Here is a 16,393-nt window from a genome sequence, read left to right as displayed (position 1 = left end):
TCACTTGGCTCCTGCGCGGACGTAGCGGTGGGGAATGAAGGGCATCGCGGTGACGGTGGCGGTGTGGACCTTGCCGCGTTGCGCGATCTCGATGCGGGTGCCGGGCGCGGCGAGCGCGAGCGGCACATAGGCCATCGCGATCGGCTTCCCGAGGGTGGGTGCGAAACCACCGCTGGTGAGGCGGCCGATCGGCGCGCCGGTGTCGTCGATTACCTCGGCACCCTCGCGCGCGGGCTGGCGGCCCTCGACAATCAGGCCGACACGCTTGGTGGCGGGGCCGTGTTCGCGCTGGGTGAGGATACGCTCGGCACCGGGGAAGTCGGCGGCTTCGCGGCGACGCTTCGACAGCGCGAAACCGAGGTCGGCCATCACCGGCGTGATCTCGGGATCGAGGTCGTGGCCGTAGAGCGGCAGACCGGCTTCGAGACGCAGCGAATCGCGCGCGCCGAGGCCGATCGGCTTGATCTCTGCGAGCGCGAGCAAGGCGTCGGCAAACGCTACCGCGTGTTCGGCGGGGAGCGAGATCTCGACGCCGTCTTCGCCGGTGTAGCCCGAGCGGCTGATCCAGAGCGGCACGTCGTTCCAGTGGAACGCGCCCGCGGTCATGAACACGAGGCCGTCGACGCCGGGGACGATCCGCGCGACGGCTTCGACCGCTTTCGGACCCTGCACGGCGAGCAATGCCTGGTCTTCGAGGATGTTGATCGTGACGTCGTCGGGCAGATGCTCGATCAGGTAGCTGATGTCGTCATACTTGGTCGCGCCGTTGACGACGACGTAGAAGCTGCCGCTCGCAGTCGGCGACGGGTGGAGCGGGTCGTAGGCCTCGGGCTCGACGTCCTGCGCGGAGAAGGGCGACGGCTGGTCGTCGGGGAGGCGCGTGGCCATCAGGTCGTCGAGGATGCCGCCGTCCTGTGCGAGCAGCAGCGAATAGCGCATCTTGCCCTCGCCGAGCCCTGCGATATCGCCCGGCAGGACGGTTTCGAGCGCGTGCGCGACGCCTTCGCCGGAGAAGACGAGCTGGCCCATGTGGCTGACGTCGAACAGCCCCGCCGAGTCGCGCGTCCAGGCGTGCTCGGCCATGATGCCTTCATACTGGATCGGCATCTCGTAGCCGGCGAACTCGACCATCCGCGCGCCCTGGGCGCGGTGCCATGCGTCGAGCGGCAATGGCAGGATCTCGGGCTCGACGTAATCGTCGGCCTGGTCGATGATGCTGGCGTAATCGCGCAGTTCTGGGTCGCTCATGCTCGTCTCCGTCGAAGGGGCGCGCGGCACCAATGGGTGCAACGATCCGAACCCCCTCTGTCACGGGACCTGAGAGCTTTCGCGCGGGATATGTCCAGCGCTTACCCCTTCGGTGGCCCTCGACTCACGTCAGGACGCTTTCCAGAGTGTCGATTGCTCCTGCGCGGTCTCTGGTGCCTGAGAGATTCCGGGGTGGTTGCTCCTTCGGCGGTTCCGTGCCCAGTCAAGGGCCAGCCCTGAAAGGACCGGAAACGCTCTCCCGCGCGGTGCCATGCCGGTTGCCCGACATCGACGCCGCGAGTTGTGACGCGGCGCACAATCTTAGTCAATCGAGGGTTGCGCGCGGCGGAAAGAAATCGGTGGATAGCCCGCCATCAGCACCACCCCGGCGAAGGCCGGGGCCCAATTGGAAAGGTCGCTGTAACCAAGGAGCGCGACTCAGTTACCTCCGTCCCCCAATTGGGCCCCGGCCTTCGCCGGGGTGGTATTTTTGGTTTGGGTATGGACCCAAGTATCCCGAGCGTTATTCGACCGTCACGCTCTTCGCGAGATTGCGCGGCTGGTCGACGTCCGTGCCCTTGAGCACCGCCACATGATACGCGAGCAGCTGCACCGGTACCGCATACACGAGCGGCGCGATCAGTGGGTGGACCTTGGGCATGGTGATCGTCGCCATGCAGCCTTCGCCGGCCGCCTGGATGCCGTCGTAATCCGAGATCAGCACGACCTTGCCGCCGCGTGCCATGACTTCCTGCATGTTGCTGACCGTCTTGTCGAACAGCGGCCCCGACGGTGCGATGACGATGACCGGGACGTGCTCGTCGATCAGCGCGATCGGGCCGTGCTTCATCTCGCCGGCGGCATAGCCCTCGGCGTGGATGTAGCTGATTTCCTTCAGCTTCAGCGCACCCTCGAGCGCCAGCGGGTAATCCGTCCCGCGGCCGAGATAGAGCACGTCGCGCGCGCCGGCGATGTTGTGCGCCATCGCCTCGATCGCCTCGTCATACGCGAGCGCACCGTTGAGCGCAGCGGGCGCCTCCGACAGATGCCGAACGATCTCGCGCTCCTGCTCCTTCGACAGCAAACCCTTCGCGCGCGCTAGATTGGCGGCAAGTGCGGCCAGCACGGCGAGCTGGCAGGTGAACGCTTTGGTCGACGCCACGCCGATCTCCGGGCCCGCGTGCGTCGGCAGCAGCAGATCCGCCTCGCGCGCCATCGAACTGGTGGGCACGTTGACGACGACCGCAATCTTCTGCCCCTCGGCCTTGGCGTGCCGCAGCGCCGCGAGCGTGTCGGCGGTCTCGCCCGATTGCGAGATAAAGAGGGCGAGGCCGCCATCCTCCATCACCGGCGCGCGGTAGCGGAACTCCGACGCGACATCAAGGTCGACGGGGACACGCGCGAACTGTTCGAACCAGTATTTGGCGACCATGCCGGCATAGAAGCTCGTCCCGCACGCGACGATCGTCACGCGCTTGATCGTGGACAGGTCGAACTCGGGGATCGGCAGCGAGACCTCGCCTTCCATCCGCTTGAGGTACGAGCGGAGCGTCTGCGCGACGACGATCGGCTGCTCGTAGATCTCCTTGAGCATGTAATGCTTGTGGTTGCCCTTCGAGATCACCTCGCCGGTGATCCCCGACAGCGTGATCGCGCGCTCGACCGGCGTGTTCTCGCGGTCATAGACCTGCGCACCGTCGCGCGTCAGCACGACCCAGTCGCCCTCGTCGAGATAGGCGATCCGCTGCGTCAGCGGCGCGAGTGCGAGCGCGTCCGAGCCGAGATACATCTCGCCGTCGCCGTGGCCGACGACCAGGGGCGAGCCGAGGCGGGCGCCGATCAGCAGGTCGGGATGCTGGCGGAACAGGATCGCGAGCGCGAACGCTCCGTGCAGGCGGGGCAGCACGTCGCGGACGGCGGCGATCGGGTCCATCCCCGCCTCGACCTTCTCGCTGACCAGATGCGCGACGACCTCGGTGTCGGTCTCGCTGGTGAACGTGCGGCCACGCGCGATCAGCTCGTCGCGCAGCGGCTTGAAGTTCTCGATGATGCCGTTGTGGACCACCGCGACCTCGCCGGTCGCGTGCGGATGCGCGTTGTTGGTGGTCGGGCCGCCATGCGTCGCCCAGCGCGTGTGCGCGATGCCGGTCTTGCCGGGTAGCGGATGCGCGGCGAGTTCGTTGGCGAGATTGACGAGCTTGCCCGACGCCCGCCGACGCTCGATCGCGCCGTCATTGTCGGTCGCGATGCCCGCCGAATCATACCCGCGATATTCGAGCCGCTTCAGCCCATCGAGCAACCGGCCCGCGACGTCTTCGTTACTCAGGATTCCTACGATGCCACACATTGCGTCTTACTCCCGAGAAACGTTTCTATTTTATAGCCTTGCGCGCGATCATCCGCTCTCGAAATCGCTTGGCCCAGCCGGGTTTGGCGACTTGGTCCGGGCGGACCAGTGCCAGCGCATCGCTCTCGACGTCCTGCGTCACGACAGAGCCTGCCGCGACGATCGCGCCGGCGCCGATCGTGACCGGTGCGACCAGCGCGGAGTTCGAACCGATGAACGCCCCTTCGCCGACGACCGTGCGATATTTGAAATAGCCGTCATAGTTGCAGGTGATCGTACCCGCGCCGATGTTCGCGCCGGCGCCGATGTCCGCGTCGCCGATATAGGTGAGATGGCTGATCTTCGCGCCTTCGCCGATTACGGCTTTCTTGACCTCGACGAAATTGCCGACCTTGGCATCCGCGTGCAGTTCCGCGCCGGGCCGGAGGCGCGCGAAAGGCCCGACGTTGGCGCCCTTGCCGACGGTTGCGCCCTCGACATGGCTGAACGCATGGATCGTCGCGCCGTCCGCGATGCGCACGCCGGGACCGAAGACGACGTTGGGCTCGATCACGACGTCGCGACCTAGCTGCGTGTCGTTCGAGAACCAGACGGTGTCCGGGGCGATCAATGTCGCGCCGTCGACCATCGCCTGCGCGCGGCGCGTGGCCTGCCATGAGGCTTCGACGCCAGCGAGTTCGCCGCGGCTGTTGACGCCCGCGACCTCGTCCGCGCCGGTTTCAATGACCGCAGACGAGCGGCCGGCTGCGGCGGCGAGCTCGACGATGTCGGTGAGGTAATATTCGCCCGCCGCATTGTCGTTGCCGAGCTGGGCGAGCAGGGCGAACAGGTCGGTCGCGCGCACCGCCATCAGTCCGGAATTGCACAGCGTCACCGCGCGTTCCGCCTCCGACGCGTCCTTATACTCGACGATCCGGTCCATCCGGCCCTCGGCGTCGGCTATAACGCGGCCATAGGCACCGGGATCCGCAGGACGAAAGCCGAGCACGACGACCGCGGGCGTGTCGTCACCGTGCAGCCGGTCGATCATCCGCTGCATCGTCGCGGCGGTGACCAGCGGCACGTCGCCGTAAAGGATCAGCACGTCGCCCTCGAACCCGGCGAGCGCCGCCTGCGCCTGCGCGACCGCATGACCGGTACCAAGCTGCTCGGCCTGGAGCGCGGTGGCGATGCCGAGCGGCGCGACCGCCGCCTCGACCTGCTCGCGCCCTGCCCCCGTCACGACGACCGTCTTGGCCGGCTGCAACGCTGCCGCACTCGCAATCAGATGCAGCAACATCGGCCGCCCGGCGATCGGATGCAGAACCTTGTGCAGGTCCGATTTCATCCGCGTGCCCTTGCCGGCGGCAAGAATCACGACCGCAATCGGGTCTGTGGAGGCCGGCGCCGAAAACGGTTGGTCGTTGGAATGCGTCATCATGGAAGGATCGCTGCCACGAAAGCCTTGCCAATTCCATAGCGCCGCTGGCAGGCACCCACGCAATGACGCATTTTTCTTTCGATATCGTAGGCTTCGACCTCGACGGTACGCTTCTCGATACCAGCGGCGACCTGGCCGCCGCGGTCAACCACGCGCTGGCGTCGGCCGATCGCGCGCCGCTGACCGTCGAACAGGTCAAGCCGATGATCGGCGGCGGCGCGCGCCATATGCTCAAACAGGGCCTGACCGCGACCGGCGGCTATGACGAGGCGATGCTCGACACGCTGCACACCGAGCTGCTCGCGTATTACGAGGCCAACATCTGCGTGCTGACCGTCCCCTATCCCGGGGTGATCGACGCGCTCGACGCGCTCGCCGCGAAGGGCGTGACGCTCGGGATCGTCACGAACAAGATCGAACGGTTCGCACGGACCGTGCTCGACCAGCTCGGCCTGACCGATCGGTTCGCGTGCATCATCGGCGGCAACACGATGGCCGAATCGAAGCCGTCGCCGATGCCGATCCACGAGATGGTGCGGTTATGCCGGAAAAACGGCGGCGGTGACGGCGATGTCAGCGGGGCCAGCGGGGCTGGCGGACGGGCGGCATTCGTCGGCGATTCGATCTTCGACATTCAGGCGGCGCAGGCGGCGGGGCTGCCGACGATCGCGTGCAGCTTCGGCTTCCTGATGCAGCCGGTCGGCGAGCTTGGTGCCGACGCGGTGATCGACAGCTTTGCCGAATTGCTCCCGACGCTCGAAAGGCTCGGCGCATGAACCGGACGCTGGCTCTCCGCATCGCGCTGGTCGTCGCGGTGGTGTTCGCGGTGACGATGGCGCTGCTGCCCAAGCCGCCGCACATGCCGATCGACCAGTTCGGCGACAAGTTCGAGCATATGCTCGCGTTCGCGACGATGGCGCTGCTGGCGGCGCTGGCCTATCCGACCGCCAAGCTGTCGCGGATCGGCGAGCGGTTCTCGTTCCTCGGCGCGCTGATCGAGGTGCTGCAGTCGATCCCGTCGCTGCACCGCGATTGCGACATCCACGACTGGATCGCGGATACGTTTGCGATCACGGTCGTGCTGCTGATCGTCTGGTCGGTGCGGCGCCAACGTGGTGCGCGACTGCCGTAGGTTCTGTAGCCTAAGCCTTGCGGAACTTGGTCCAGAGGTGCCTCGCGAGCATCGCCGGCGGCATCCGCAGCCAGTGCGAGCGGATGTAGAAGGCCAATCGGGTTAGCGGTCGCGTCGGCCTTCCCCAGCCATCGCGAGCGGTTAGGCGGCGCGCGTAGACCCGGTCGATACCGCGCACGATGCCCTCTTCGAACAGCGCCTCGACTAGCCTTAGCGACCGCGCCACCTGTTCGTGCAGACCGTGCCGACGCGCATCAGCATCGAGTCCATCGGTCCCGAACTCTTCGAGCAGGCACCGGATGTCCCATAGGTTGCGCAGGCCGCCTGCCAGATCGCCGTCCGCGAACAGATGCGCCGCGGCATGGACGATCATCCCGTTCGGCGACAGCGTGCACAGCCCATTCTCCAGTGCCAGGCTGCCCGCGATCAGCGCCTCCGCATTGGGCGTGACTCGTGCGGTGAGCGGCAGGATCGTGTGATGCACGTCGATCATCCGGTCGCGCTCGCGGTGGATCAGCGGCGGGAGTTCGTGCATCCAGCGCCGGTAATAGACGTCGTCATACGGATCGGGCTTCACCCATTCCCAGCCCGCCGCCAGCAACGCCGCCTCGACCGCATCGAGCGACGCGCGCGGCACCAGGATGTCGAGATCGCCGATCGACCGCCCCTGCCCCGCCGACAGCCCCGCCGCGACGAACGCGGTCCCCTTCAGCAGCACGACCGGGCAGTCGATTGCGACGAGCGCCCGCCGCGCCATCTCCGCCTCCCAGAGCGCGACGCGGCGGCCCTGCTCGGCAGAGGCGCGCGCGTCCGTCAGGATCGTCTTCACCGCGTTCGGCATCGACAACCCGTCGAGGCGGGTCGCGAGCGTCCCGATCAACTGCTCCGCCCGCGCCATCGCCAGCAACGCGGTCCACGCGTCCGCCTCGAGCCCGACGACGCTGGCCGGATCGGCGAGCGCACGCGCGAGCAACCGGGCATCGCTCACAACGCGGCCCATAACGCCTCGACCTGTGCGATCGCACTCGCGCCGTCCGGATAGTCGACCGCCACCGACGGCACGTCCGCGATCAACCCGGTCAGCGCGCGAAACCCCGCCTCGCCCAGCGCGACGTAATTGGTTGACGCCTGCGTCATCCGCACGAATGCCTCCGCGGGCTGGACCGATCGCGTCTCCGGCTCGAACCCATAGCGGGGGAACACCAGCAACGCCGGCCGCGCGGGCACGTCCATCGCCGCGATCGCACGCGCGTCGGGGACCATATGGCGGATGTCGCCCTTCGGCGTCGCCATCAGCAACGGCCCTATCCGCGCGTCCGGCCACGCCGCTTCGGCCGCCGCGATCGCTTCGTTCTTCAGGCTGATCAGGCGCGGAAACGCATGGACTAGGCCGGTAGCGGGATCGAGCAAGGCAAACTCGTCGCCCATGAACCGCCAGCCTCTCGCGGCCAGCAGCGTCGCCAGCGTTGACTTCCCCGCCCCCGAAATGCCGGTCATCAACAGCGCGCGCCCCTCGCGCTCGACCGCCGATGCGTGGAGCAACAGGTACCGCCGCGCACCAAGCGCCATCTGCAGGTTCATCGCCATCTCGGCGGCCAGCAGCCCCTGCCGCAACGGCAGCGGCGCCGCCTCGGGCAGCATGTAATCGCCGCCGATCTCGACCGAGGGACGAAGTATTGTCCGCCAAGGCCGGCGCGCGAACAGCCGCACGGTGAAGTCCGGCACGCCGTCGCTCGGCTTGGGGTAATCGCGGTACAGCGTTTCGAGGTGCGCGATCGGCGACCGCCAATCGGAGCCGATGCGGAACCCGACCGGGCCGATGCGCACGGAAAAGGTGTGCCTCACGTCGCCTCGACCAGCCCGGGCTCCACCAGCCCGGACTCCACCAGCCCGGACTCCACCAGTTCGTCGAGCCGCGCCGCCAACGCCTCGCGCGTCCCGTCGGTCAGGTCGTAGTCCCGCCCGAGCCGATCGAGCAGCGCATCGAGCGATAGTCCACCCTCGCCCAGCACCACCAGGATCTGCGGCGCAGGTTCGGTCAGTAGATGCGTGATCCCCGACGCGCGATGATAGACCGCGGTGAATTCGTCGAGCGGCGCAATCAGCAGACCGTCGGTCGGCGGCGCTCGATAGACCGCGTCGTGCACGGCGTCAGGCGCGCGGCATCTGCAACGATGCGAAGCAGGTGAAGCCGCCCTGGCCACGCTGCAACCGGCGGATATAATTCACATAGGCGCGACTGCGTTCGGAGTCTGTGCCCGGCAGGCTGCTGCCGGTCGCCATCGATCGCCGGACCTCTTCGCCCTTGAACGGCCGATAGGAGGACGGAAACGCACCCTTGGTCCGCGCCGGAACGACCCTGCCGTTCGCATCGATATAGCTGCCCGCACGGCCCGGATCGGGCACCGGAATCTCGCAGTTGAGCACCGAACCCGCGGTCTGCGCGAGAGCGGGCCTGATCGACACGACCGCCCCCGCCGTCACCGCGCCGAGCGCCAGCACACGGCGACGCGTCGGCACGCCGTCCGCTCCGTGTTCCGGGCTGCTCGCCGGGATCCTGGCAGGATCCTGATCTGGTCGCGTATCGTCGCTCATGATGCCCCTGTAATCCGCAAGCCCTTTCACAATCCTGAAGCGCTGACAATATAGGCCGCACCGATCGTACCGAACTAGGACGGCTGTTCGTACCGAACTAGGACGACCGTGCGCCACGTCCACGCGCCTTGGAGATCACGATGCTGTCCGGATTTGGCCTGCGCACGTTCTGGGCGATCGTCGTCGTCATCGTCGCGGCGGTCGCGGTGTTCGCGATCACCCGCGACATCCAGGGGGCGATCGTCGCGGTGGTCGGCGGGATCGCCGCCGCGCTCGTGGCCGCCGGGACCGGCGACGAAACGCCCGCGACGGACGGCGGCGCCACCGTCGCCCCCTCGATCCTCGACGACGTGCTCGACGCGATCGTCGCGCCGGTGATGCTGGTGGAGGACGGGCGGGTCACGCTGGCCAACCGCGCGGCGCGGACGCTGCTCGGCGCGCATATCCTCGGCGAGGACGCACGCGTCGCGATCCGCCATCCCGCCGCCGCCGAGCGGCTGGGGACGCCCGGGCCGATCGATGGCGAGCGGCCGATCGAGCTGGTCGGGCTCGGCACCCGCGATCAGCGCTGGGAGATGCGGCTCGGCGAGGCGTCGGACGGCCAGCGGATCGTCCACCTCGTCGACCAGACCGGCAATTACGCCGCCGAGCGGATGCGGATCGATTTCGTCGCCAATGCCAGCCATGAACTCCGCACGCCGCTCGCGTCGATCCTCGGCTTCATCGAAACGCTGCGCGACGAGGCGGGCGAGGATGCCGAGGTCCGCGCACGCTTCCTGAAGGTAATGGACGACGAGGCACGGCGGATGCAGCGGCTGGTCGAGGACCTGATCTCGCTGAGCCGGATCGAGGCGGAGAAGTTCCGGCTGCCCGACAATGCGGTCAACCTCGCGCAATTGCTCACCGACGTCTGCGCCGAGGTGGCCGATGCGGCGGGTGATCGCGGGCTCGACCTGGTCGCGACGATCGATCCCCGTCTCGCGCCGGTTTCCGGCGACAAGGCCCAGCTGTCGCAGATGCTCCACAATCTGATCGGAAATGCGATGAAATACGGGCGCGCCGGCACGCCGGTGTCGATCGAGCTGAAGCGCGACGATCTGAACATGATCCGGCTGTCGATCCGCGACGAGGGCGACGGGATCGCCGCGGTCCACATCCCGCGGCTGACCGAGCGCTTCTATCGCGCGGACGCGGGGCGCAGCCGATCGCTCGGTGGCACCGGTCTCGGCCTCGCGATCGTCAAGCACATCGTCGAGCGCCACCGCGGCCGGCTCGATATCGCCAGCCAAGTCGGCGTCGGGACCACCGTGTCGGTAATCCTGCCGCCGAGCGGGACGATGCCAAAGGGCGGTGTCATAAAAGGGTAACGCAACTGTCACACAGGATCACCGCAGCGCCGCTATGGGCGGTGGATGACGGGAACTTTGGTGCAGCGGTTGGTTCTTCCTTTGATGGTGGTGGGAACACTGGCCGCGTGCGTCGATCAGGCGAACGGCGGCGGTGCAGGCTCGCGCGACCAGATCACCGCGGTCGGATCCTCGACGGTCTATCCGTTCACGACGATGATCGCCGAACAGCTCGTCGCCAACGATCCCGATGCGAAGGCACCGGTGATCGAATCGACCGGCACCGGCGCGGGGATGAAGCTGTTCTGTGCCGGGATCGGCGCGGCACACCCCGATATCGAGGACGCGTCGCGGCGGATGAAGGCGAGCGAGTACGCGCAATGCGCGGCCAACGGCGTGCACGACATCATGGAGATCCAGGTCGGCATCGACGGCATCGCCTTTGCCGAGGCGAAGAACGGCCCGAAGATGCAACTCACGCCAAGCGATCTCTACAAGGCGCTGGCCGCCAATCCTGGCGGCAAGCCGAACACCGCGCGCGTCTGGCGCGACGTGAACCCGGCGCTGCCGGCGGTGCCGATCCAGGTCTACGGGCCGCCCGCGACGAGCGGGACGCGCGATGCGCTCGCCGAGCTGATCCTGACCAAGGGGTGCGAGGCCAGCGACCCTTCGGCCAAGGCGCTCGCGAAGTCCGATGCCGAGGCACACAAGGCGCTCTGCACGCGCGTGCGTGAGGACGGCGTCTACGTCGATGCGGGCGAGAACGACAATCTGATCGTCCAGAAACTTCAATCCAACCCGAATGCGATCGGCGTGTTCGGCTACAGCTATCTCGAAGAGAATAAGGACGACGTGAACGGGGTATCGATCTCGGGCGTCGCACCGACCTATGCGACGATCGCGGACAATGCGTATCCGGGGTCTCGGCCGCTGTATATCTATGTGAAGAAGGCGCATCTGACCGCCATTCCGGGATTGCGAAACTTGCTGAAGCTGTACGCCGCGAACTGGGGCGTGACCGGGCCGCTGGTGAAGCGCGGGCTGATCGCGGCGCCGGCGGTGATCCAGGCGCGCTCGGCGGCGGTCATCGCGAATGAGACGGTGCTGGATCCGGCGGTTTTGTCGTGATGGGTTTCTCGCACAGCCGCACCCCCTCCCCCGTTCCCCCGCGCACGCGGGGGCCCAGGAGCCAAGCTCGATATCGGAACTTAGCTAGGCCCCCGCGTCCGCGGGGGAACGGGGGTTTGGCGGTGACAGCCTCACACCAGAACGCAACGACCCTGGCGCGCGCAACCACCCCGGCGAAGGCCGGGGCCCAATTGGGCAACGCGCAGTTGGCTGATGCTGCGAGCGGTTACCTCGACCTTCCCAATTGGGCCCCGGCCTCCGCCGGGGTGGTACTTATGGACGGGCAAGGCTCATAATGTCCGCCATCGCTCTCCTCTTCCTCGTCGCCGGCCTCGGTCTGATCGGCTGGCTCACCGCGCGCGTTCGCGCCACGCGGTTCCGCGCCGGCAGCACCGCACGGTTCAGTTCGCTCCCCGCGCACCACGGCTGGTACGTCGCGTTGTGGACCGCGATTCCGCCGCTCGTGTTTCTCGTGGTGTGGTCGATGACCGCCCCCGCGCTCGTCACCGACGCGGTCCTCGCCACGCCGGCGGCGATGCAGCTCCCCGCGCCCGGCTTCGATCGCGCCTCGATCCTGTCCGAAGCACGCAGCCTCGCCGAGGGGCGCAGCTTCGGCGCGTTCCACGGGCTCGCGCGGACGCTCGCTCCCTCCTACGCCGCGGCGCAATCGCGCTACGACTGGATCGCCACCGCGCTCGCATTGCTGCTCGCCTTCGCCGGGGGCGCGTTCGCGTTCACCCGCGTCAAACCCGGGTTCGGCGCGCGGACGCAGATCGAGCGCGTCGTCATGCTCGCGCTGCTCGGCGCGTCGCTGATCGCGATCCTGACCACGGTCGGGATCGTCGCGTCGCTTCTGTACGAATCCGTGCGGTTCTTCTCGGTCGTGCCGATCACCGACTTCCTGTTCGGCACGCACTGGAGCCCGCAGGTGATCGACGCACGCGATCCGGGCGCGTCGCTCGGCGCGGTGCCGTTGTTCTGGGGGACGTTCTTCATCGGCGCGGTGATCGCGATGATCGTCGCCATTCCCTTTGGTTTGATGAGCGCGATCTACCTCACGCAATACGCCAAGCCGACCACGCGCAAATGGATGAAGCCGATCCTCGAGATGCTCGCGGGCGTGCCGACCGTCGTCTACGGCTATTTCGCCGCGCTGACGGTCGCGCCGGCAGTGCGCGATCTCGCGGTGTCTATCGGAATCAGCTGGGCCTCGTCCGAGAGCGCGCTCGCCGCGGGGCTCGTGATGGGCATCATGATCATCCCGTTTGTCTCGTCGATGGCGGATGACTCGATCGCCGCCGTTCCTTCGTCGATGCGCGACGGCAGCCTCGCAATGGGCGCGACCTCGTCCGAGACGATCCGCCGCGTGCTGCTCCCTGCCGCCCTCCCCGGCGTCGTCGGCGGCGTGTTGCTGGCCGTGTCGCGCGCGATCGGCGAGACGATGATCGTCGTCATGGCCGCGTCCGGCGTCGCCACACTCACGCTCAACCCGTTCGCCAGCACCACCACGGTGACCAAGCAGATCGTCGACCTGCTGACCGGCGAGGCGGAGTTCGACAGCCCCAAGACGCTGGCCGCGTTCGCGCTCGGCCTGACGCTGTTCGTCGTCACGCTGCTCCTCAACATCGTCGCGCTCCGCGTCGTCAAACGGTACCGCGAAGCCTATGACTGACACGCTCGTTCCCGCATTGCCGACCACCGGCGCAGAACCGGTGCGCCGCGTGCCGACCGACTGGACGACGCAGGCGATGCAGTCGCGGATCCGCCGTCGCTACGCGTCCGAGCGCCGCTTCCGTTTCGCCGGGCTCGCTGCGGTTTGGATGTCGGCGGCGTTCCTCGCCTTCCTGCTGTTCTCGATGCTGAGCCAGGGCGCGAGCGGATTCATCGAGACTCGTGTCGCGCTCCCGGTCGATCTCGCCGCCGCGAAGCTGCCGATCGAACCGTCGCGACTGGCCGGACGCGGCGCGGATCTCGCGCTGGCGGGCGCGGGCCTCGAAGGCACCGTCCTCGCCGCAGCGAGCACCGCATACGGCAAGGATGGCGCAAACCTGCTGTCCGACGGCGCGTGGGCGGTGGTGCGCGACGCGATCAAGGCCGACCCGTCGCTGCTCCAGCGCAAGACCGTCTTCGAAGTCCCCGTCTCCAGCCCGATCGACGTTGCCGCCAAGGGCAACGGCACCCCCGAAGCGGAGGCCACCTATGCGCGCCTCACCGCCCGCGGCGTACTGTCGCGCGGGTTCAACACCGGCTTCCTGACCTCGGCGGATTCGACCGACGCCACCCGCGTCGGTATTTGGGGCGCGTTCAAGGGATCGCTGCTCACCATGGCGGTCACGTTGTTGCTCGCCTTCCCGATCGGCGTGCTGTCGGCGCTGTACCTCGAGGAATATGCGCCGAAGAACCGCTGGACCGACCTGATCGAGGTGTCGATCAACAACCTTGCGGCGGTCCCTTCGATCATCTTCGGCCTGCTCGGTCTCGCCGTCTTCCTCGGCACGTTCGGCATGCCCCGATCCGCGCCGATCGTCGGTGGGCTCACGCTCGCGCTGATGACGATGCCCGTCATCGTGATCGCCGGGCGCAACGCGATCAAGGCGGTCCCACCGTCGATCCGCGATGCCGCGCTCGGCGTCGGCGCGTCGCCGGTCCAGGTGGTGTTCCACCACGTCCTGCCGCTCGCGCTGCCCGGCATCCTCACCGGGACGATCATCGGCATGGCGCGTGCGCTGGGCGAGACCGCGCCGCTGCTGATGATCGGCATGCGCGCGTTCATCGCCGCGCCCCCCGGCGGGCTGCGCGATCCGGCGACCGTGCTGCCCGTCCAGATCTTCCTCTGGTCCGATCAGGTCAGCCGCGGCTTCGTCGAAAAGACCTCCGCCGCGATCATCGTCCTGCTCGTCTTCCTGCTCGCGATGAACGGCGTCGCGATCTACCTCCGCAACCGATTCGAGACACGCTGGTGATGAATTCCAAACCCAAGACGCCGGTCCTGAAAATGACCGCGCGCAACGTCTCCGTCTCCTACGGCAGCAAGCTGGCGATCGACAACGTCTCGATCGACGTCGATCAGGACGAGGTGGTCGCGTTCATCGGCCCGTCGGGCTGCGGCAAGTCGACGTTCCTGCGCACGCTCAACCGCATGAACGACACCGTCGCCAGCGCGCGCGTCACCGGCGAGATCAAGCTCGACGGCCAGGACATCTATTCGCCCGACATGGACGTGGTGCAGCTCCGCGCCCGCGTCGGCATGGTGTTCCAGAAGCCCAACCCGTTCCCGAAATCGATCTACGAAAACGTCGCCTATGGCCCGCGCATCCACGGGCTCGCGGGCGCCAAGGCGGATCTCGACCGGATCGTCGAGAAGTCGCTGCGGCGTGCGGGTCTCTGGGACGAGGTCAAGGATCGCCTCTCCGACAGCGGCACGGCCTTGTCGGGCGGCCAGCAGCAGCGGCTGTGTATCGCGCGCGCGATCGCGGTCGATCCCGAGGTCATCCTGATGGACGAACCGTGCAGCGCGCTCGATCCCATCGCAACCGCCAAGATCGAGGAGCTGATCCACGAACTGCGCGGCCGCTACGCGATGGTGATCGTCACGCACAACATGCAGCAGGCCGCGCGAGTCAGCCAGAAGACCGCGTTCTTCCACCTGGGATCGCTGGTCGAATACGGCGACACCTCGGACATCTTCACCAATCCCCGCGAAGAGCGGACCAAGGATTACATCACCGGCCGTTACGGCTGAGTCGGGAAACGACCATGAACACGCATACGGTCAAGGCCTTCGACAACGACATCGGCGAGCTTCGCGGGTTGATCTCGCAGATGGGTGGGCTCGCCGAGGACGCGATCGACAAGGCGATGCTGGCGCTGCAACGCAACGACATCGCGCTCGCCGAGCAAGTCCGCGCCGCCGACAAGCAGATCGACGTGATCGAGGCGGAGGTCGAGCGGCTCGCGGTGCGGATCATCGCGCTGCGCGCACCGATGGCGGTTGATCTGCGCGAGGTGGTCGCCGCGCTGAAGATCGCCGGCGTTGTCGAGCGGATCGGCGATTACGCCAAGAACATCGCCAAGCGCGTGCCGATGATCGAGAGCGAGCATAGGATCGAGCCGATCTCGATCCTGCCGGCGATGGGCCGGATGGCGAGCGAGATGGTCCACGACGTGCTCGACGCGTTCGCCGCGCGCGATGCCGAGGAAGCCGTCCGGGTGGTCGAAAGCGACGCCGCGCTCGACGATTTCTACGACAGCATCTTCCGCACGCTCGTCACCTACATGGTCGAGAACCCCAAGACGATCAGCCAGGTCGCGCATCTGCTGTTCGTCGCGAAGAACCTCGAGCGGATCGGCGATCACGCGACCAACGTCGCCGAGATGGTCTATTTCGCCGCGACCGGCACGCAGATGGTCGACCGCGAACGCGGCATCAAGCAGGAGCAAGCATAATGGCACGCGCGAAGATGCTGCTGGTCGAGGACGATGCCGCCCTCGCCGAATTGCTGGTCTGGCATTTCAAGCGCGAGGATTTCGAGATCGCGCACACCCCCGATGGCGAGGAAGCGCTGCTGCTCGCCAAGGAGAAGGTGCCCGACATCGTCCTGCTCGACTGGATGGTCGAGGGTTTGTCGGGGATCGAGGTGTGCCGTCGCCTGCGTCGTGCGCCCGAGACGCAGAACGTGCCGATCATCATGCTCACCGCGCGGGGTGAGGAAGAGGATCGCGTGCGCGGGCTCGAAACCGGCGCCGACGATTACGTGACCAAGCCGTTCTCGCCGCGCGAACTCGTCGCCCGCGTGGGGGCTGTGTTGCGCCGCGTGCGCCCTGCCCTCGCCGGCGAAGCGCTGAGCTATGCAGACATCGAGATGGATACGGTCGGCCACAAGGTTCGTCGCTCGGGCGAAGTCGTGTCGCTCGGACCGACCGAGTTTCGGCTGCTGAAGCATTTCCTCGAGCATCCGGGCTGGGTGTTCTCGCGCGAACGGCTGCTCGATGCAGTGTGGGGTCATGACAGCGATATCGAAAGCCGGACGGTCGACGTGCACATCCGCCGGTTACGGAAAGCGATCAACGTCGGCGATCGTCCGGACATCATCCGGACCGTCCGTTCGGCCGGCTATTCGCTCGATACCGGCGGCTGAAGACTCTGTCCCGATGTGGGTCTAACGACGGGCCGAATG

General features: G+C 67.3%; 16 protein-coding genes and 1 riboswitch. Of the genes, 9 read left to right on the top strand and 7 right to left on the bottom strand.

Annotated features, from left to right (window positions below):
• From gcvT to glmU, 3 genes are all read right to left on the bottom strand, one after another.
• Positions 1 to 1,248: a glycine cleavage system aminomethyltransferase GcvT gene (gcvT, locus tag ACLBWL_RS05740; protein ID WP_447791026.1), complete on the bottom strand. Its 1,248-nt coding sequence runs from the start codon at positions 1,246 to 1,248 to the stop codon at positions 1 to 3.
• 154 nt (positions 1,249 to 1,402) lie between these two features.
• A riboswitch (glycine riboswitch) is annotated at positions 1,403 to 1,520 on the bottom strand.
• A gap of 251 nt (positions 1,521 to 1,771) precedes the next feature.
• On the bottom strand, positions 1,772 to 3,595 hold the full coding sequence (gene glmS / locus ACLBWL_RS05735; RefSeq protein ID WP_447791024.1) for a glutamine--fructose-6-phosphate transaminase (isomerizing): 1,824 nt from the start codon (positions 3,593 to 3,595) through the stop codon (positions 1,772 to 1,774).
• A 25-nt stretch (positions 3,596 to 3,620) separates the two neighbouring features.
• Positions 3,621 to 5,015 carry a bifunctional UDP-N-acetylglucosamine diphosphorylase/glucosamine-1-phosphate N-acetyltransferase GlmU gene (glmU, locus tag ACLBWL_RS05730; protein ID WP_447791022.1) on the bottom strand — a complete coding sequence of 465 codons (1,395 nt, stop codon included), beginning with the start codon at positions 5,013 to 5,015 and terminating at the stop codon, positions 3,621 to 3,623.
• A gap of 62 nt (positions 5,016 to 5,077) precedes the next feature.
• On the opposite strand from glmU, the gene ACLBWL_RS05725 reads away from it, so the two are divergent.
• Entirely contained in the window at positions 5,078 to 5,791 is a 714-nt protein-coding gene (locus ACLBWL_RS05725) for an HAD hydrolase-like protein (protein WP_447791020.1), read from the top strand.
• Positions 5,788 to 6,147 carry a hypothetical protein gene (locus ACLBWL_RS05720; RefSeq protein WP_447791018.1) on the top strand — a complete coding sequence of 120 codons (360 nt, stop codon included), beginning with the start codon at positions 5,788 to 5,790 and terminating at the stop codon, positions 6,145 to 6,147. The genes ACLBWL_RS05725 and ACLBWL_RS05720 overlap by 4 nt, the downstream gene beginning before the upstream one ends.
• Positions 6,148 to 6,157: 10 nt before the next feature.
• Here the strand turns inward: ACLBWL_RS05720 and ACLBWL_RS05715 are convergent, their stop codons facing one another.
• From ACLBWL_RS05715 to ACLBWL_RS05700, 4 genes are read right to left on the bottom strand one after another with little or no spacing between them, the layout of a single operon-like run.
• A complete protein-coding gene (locus ACLBWL_RS05715) occupies positions 6,158 to 7,147 on the bottom strand; it encodes a nucleotidyltransferase domain-containing protein (protein WP_447791016.1) in 990 nt (329 codons plus the stop codon).
• On the bottom strand, positions 7,132 to 7,992 hold the full coding sequence (locus ACLBWL_RS05710; protein WP_447791014.1) for an HprK-related kinase A: 861 nt from the start codon (positions 7,990 to 7,992) through the stop codon (positions 7,132 to 7,134). The genes ACLBWL_RS05715 and ACLBWL_RS05710 overlap by 16 nt, the downstream gene beginning before the upstream one ends.
• A complete protein-coding gene (locus tag ACLBWL_RS05705) occupies positions 7,989 to 8,294 on the bottom strand; it encodes an HPr-rel-A system PqqD family peptide chaperone (protein ID WP_447791012.1) in 306 nt (101 codons plus the stop codon). Before ACLBWL_RS05705 ends, ACLBWL_RS05710 begins: the two co-directional genes overlap by 4 nt.
• A gap of 4 nt (positions 8,295 to 8,298) precedes the next feature.
• Positions 8,299 to 8,742 (bottom strand): hypothetical protein, encoded by a 444-nt coding sequence (locus ACLBWL_RS05700; RefSeq protein WP_447791010.1) that lies wholly within the window; start codon positions 8,740 to 8,742, stop codon positions 8,299 to 8,301.
• 140 nt (positions 8,743 to 8,882) lie between these two features.
• On the opposite strand from ACLBWL_RS05700, the gene ACLBWL_RS05695 reads away from it, so the two are divergent.
• The 7 genes from ACLBWL_RS05695 to phoB all read left to right on the top strand — a co-directional run bounded on the left by ACLBWL_RS05695 (position 8,883) and on the right by phoB (position 16,354).
• Positions 8,883 to 10,109 (top strand): ATP-binding protein, encoded by a 1,227-nt coding sequence (locus ACLBWL_RS05695; protein ID WP_447791008.1) that lies wholly within the window; start codon positions 8,883 to 8,885, stop codon positions 10,107 to 10,109.
• Between the two features lie 45 nt (positions 10,110 to 10,154).
• Positions 10,155 to 11,216 carry a substrate-binding domain-containing protein gene (locus ACLBWL_RS05690; protein ID WP_447791006.1) on the top strand — a complete coding sequence of 354 codons (1,062 nt, stop codon included), beginning with the start codon at positions 10,155 to 10,157 and terminating at the stop codon, positions 11,214 to 11,216.
• Positions 11,217 to 11,511: 295 nt separating this feature from the next.
• The gene (pstC, locus tag ACLBWL_RS05685) at positions 11,512 to 12,888 is read left to right on the top strand and encodes a phosphate ABC transporter permease subunit PstC (protein WP_447791004.1); all 1,377 of its coding nucleotides are present in this window, start codon (positions 11,512 to 11,514) and stop codon (positions 12,886 to 12,888) included.
• A 76-nt stretch (positions 12,889 to 12,964) separates the two neighbouring features.
• Positions 12,965 to 14,179 carry a phosphate ABC transporter permease PstA gene (gene pstA / locus ACLBWL_RS05680; RefSeq protein ID WP_447792016.1) on the top strand — a complete coding sequence of 405 codons (1,215 nt, stop codon included), beginning with the start codon at positions 12,965 to 12,967 and terminating at the stop codon, positions 14,177 to 14,179.
• Positions 14,179 to 14,958, top strand: a complete 780-nt coding sequence (gene pstB / locus ACLBWL_RS05675; protein ID WP_447791002.1) for a phosphate ABC transporter ATP-binding protein PstB — start codon at positions 14,179 to 14,181, stop codon at positions 14,956 to 14,958. The genes pstA and pstB overlap by 1 nt, the downstream gene beginning before the upstream one ends.
• Positions 14,959 to 14,972: 14 nt before the next feature.
• A complete protein-coding gene (gene phoU, locus ACLBWL_RS05670; protein ID WP_248522860.1) occupies positions 14,973 to 15,662 on the top strand; it encodes a phosphate signaling complex protein PhoU in 690 nt (229 codons plus the stop codon).
• Positions 15,662 to 16,354 carry a phosphate regulon transcriptional regulator PhoB gene (gene phoB, locus ACLBWL_RS05665; RefSeq protein ID WP_447790999.1) on the top strand — a complete coding sequence of 231 codons (693 nt, stop codon included), beginning with the start codon at positions 15,662 to 15,664 and terminating at the stop codon, positions 16,352 to 16,354. The genes phoU and phoB overlap by 1 nt, the downstream gene beginning before the upstream one ends.
• The last annotated feature ends 39 nt before the right edge of the window (positions 16,355 to 16,393 follow it).

This window comes from Sphingomonas sp. M1A8_2b (genome assembly GCF_053345535.1).
The sequence above is the reverse complement of the archived record's forward strand: the minus strand, read 5'-3'. Positions and strand labels throughout refer to the sequence as shown.

What these genes read in the sequence shown, in the direction of transcription:
- gcvT (WP_447791026.1), bottom strand. Translation starts at nt 1,248, where the DNA reads ATGAGCGACCCAGAACTGCGCGATTACGCCAGCATCATCGACCAGGCC.
- glmS (WP_447791024.1), bottom strand. Translation starts at nt 3,595, where the DNA reads ATGTGTGGCATCGTAGGAATCCTGAGTAACGAAGACGTCGCGGGCCGG.
- glmU (WP_447791022.1), bottom strand. Translation starts at nt 5,015, where the DNA reads ATGATGACGCATTCCAACGACCAACCGTTTTCGGCGCCGGCCTCCACA.
- ACLBWL_RS05725 (WP_447791020.1), top strand. Translation starts at nt 5,078, where the DNA reads ATGACGCATTTTTCTTTCGATATCGTAGGCTTCGACCTCGACGGTACG.
- ACLBWL_RS05720 (WP_447791018.1), top strand. Translation starts at nt 5,788, where the DNA reads ATGAACCGGACGCTGGCTCTCCGCATCGCGCTGGTCGTCGCGGTGGTG.
- ACLBWL_RS05715 (WP_447791016.1), bottom strand. Translation starts at nt 7,147, where the DNA reads ATGGGCCGCGTTGTGAGCGATGCCCGGTTGCTCGCGCGTGCGCTCGCC.
- ACLBWL_RS05700 (WP_447791010.1), bottom strand. Translation starts at nt 8,742, where the DNA reads ATGAGCGACGATACGCGACCAGATCAGGATCCTGCCAGGATCCCGGCG.
- ACLBWL_RS05695 (WP_447791008.1), top strand. Translation starts at nt 8,883, where the DNA reads ATGCTGTCCGGATTTGGCCTGCGCACGTTCTGGGCGATCGTCGTCGTC.
- ACLBWL_RS05690 (WP_447791006.1), top strand. Translation starts at nt 10,155, where the DNA reads ATGACGGGAACTTTGGTGCAGCGGTTGGTTCTTCCTTTGATGGTGGTG.
- pstC (WP_447791004.1), top strand. Translation starts at nt 11,512, where the DNA reads ATGTCCGCCATCGCTCTCCTCTTCCTCGTCGCCGGCCTCGGTCTGATC.
- pstA (WP_447792016.1), top strand. Translation starts at nt 12,965, where the DNA reads ATGCAGTCGCGGATCCGCCGTCGCTACGCGTCCGAGCGCCGCTTCCGT.
- pstB (WP_447791002.1), top strand. Translation starts at nt 14,179, where the DNA reads ATGAATTCCAAACCCAAGACGCCGGTCCTGAAAATGACCGCGCGCAAC.
- phoU (WP_248522860.1), top strand. Translation starts at nt 14,973, where the DNA reads ATGAACACGCATACGGTCAAGGCCTTCGACAACGACATCGGCGAGCTT.
- phoB (WP_447790999.1), top strand. Translation starts at nt 15,662, where the DNA reads ATGGCACGCGCGAAGATGCTGCTGGTCGAGGACGATGCCGCCCTCGCC.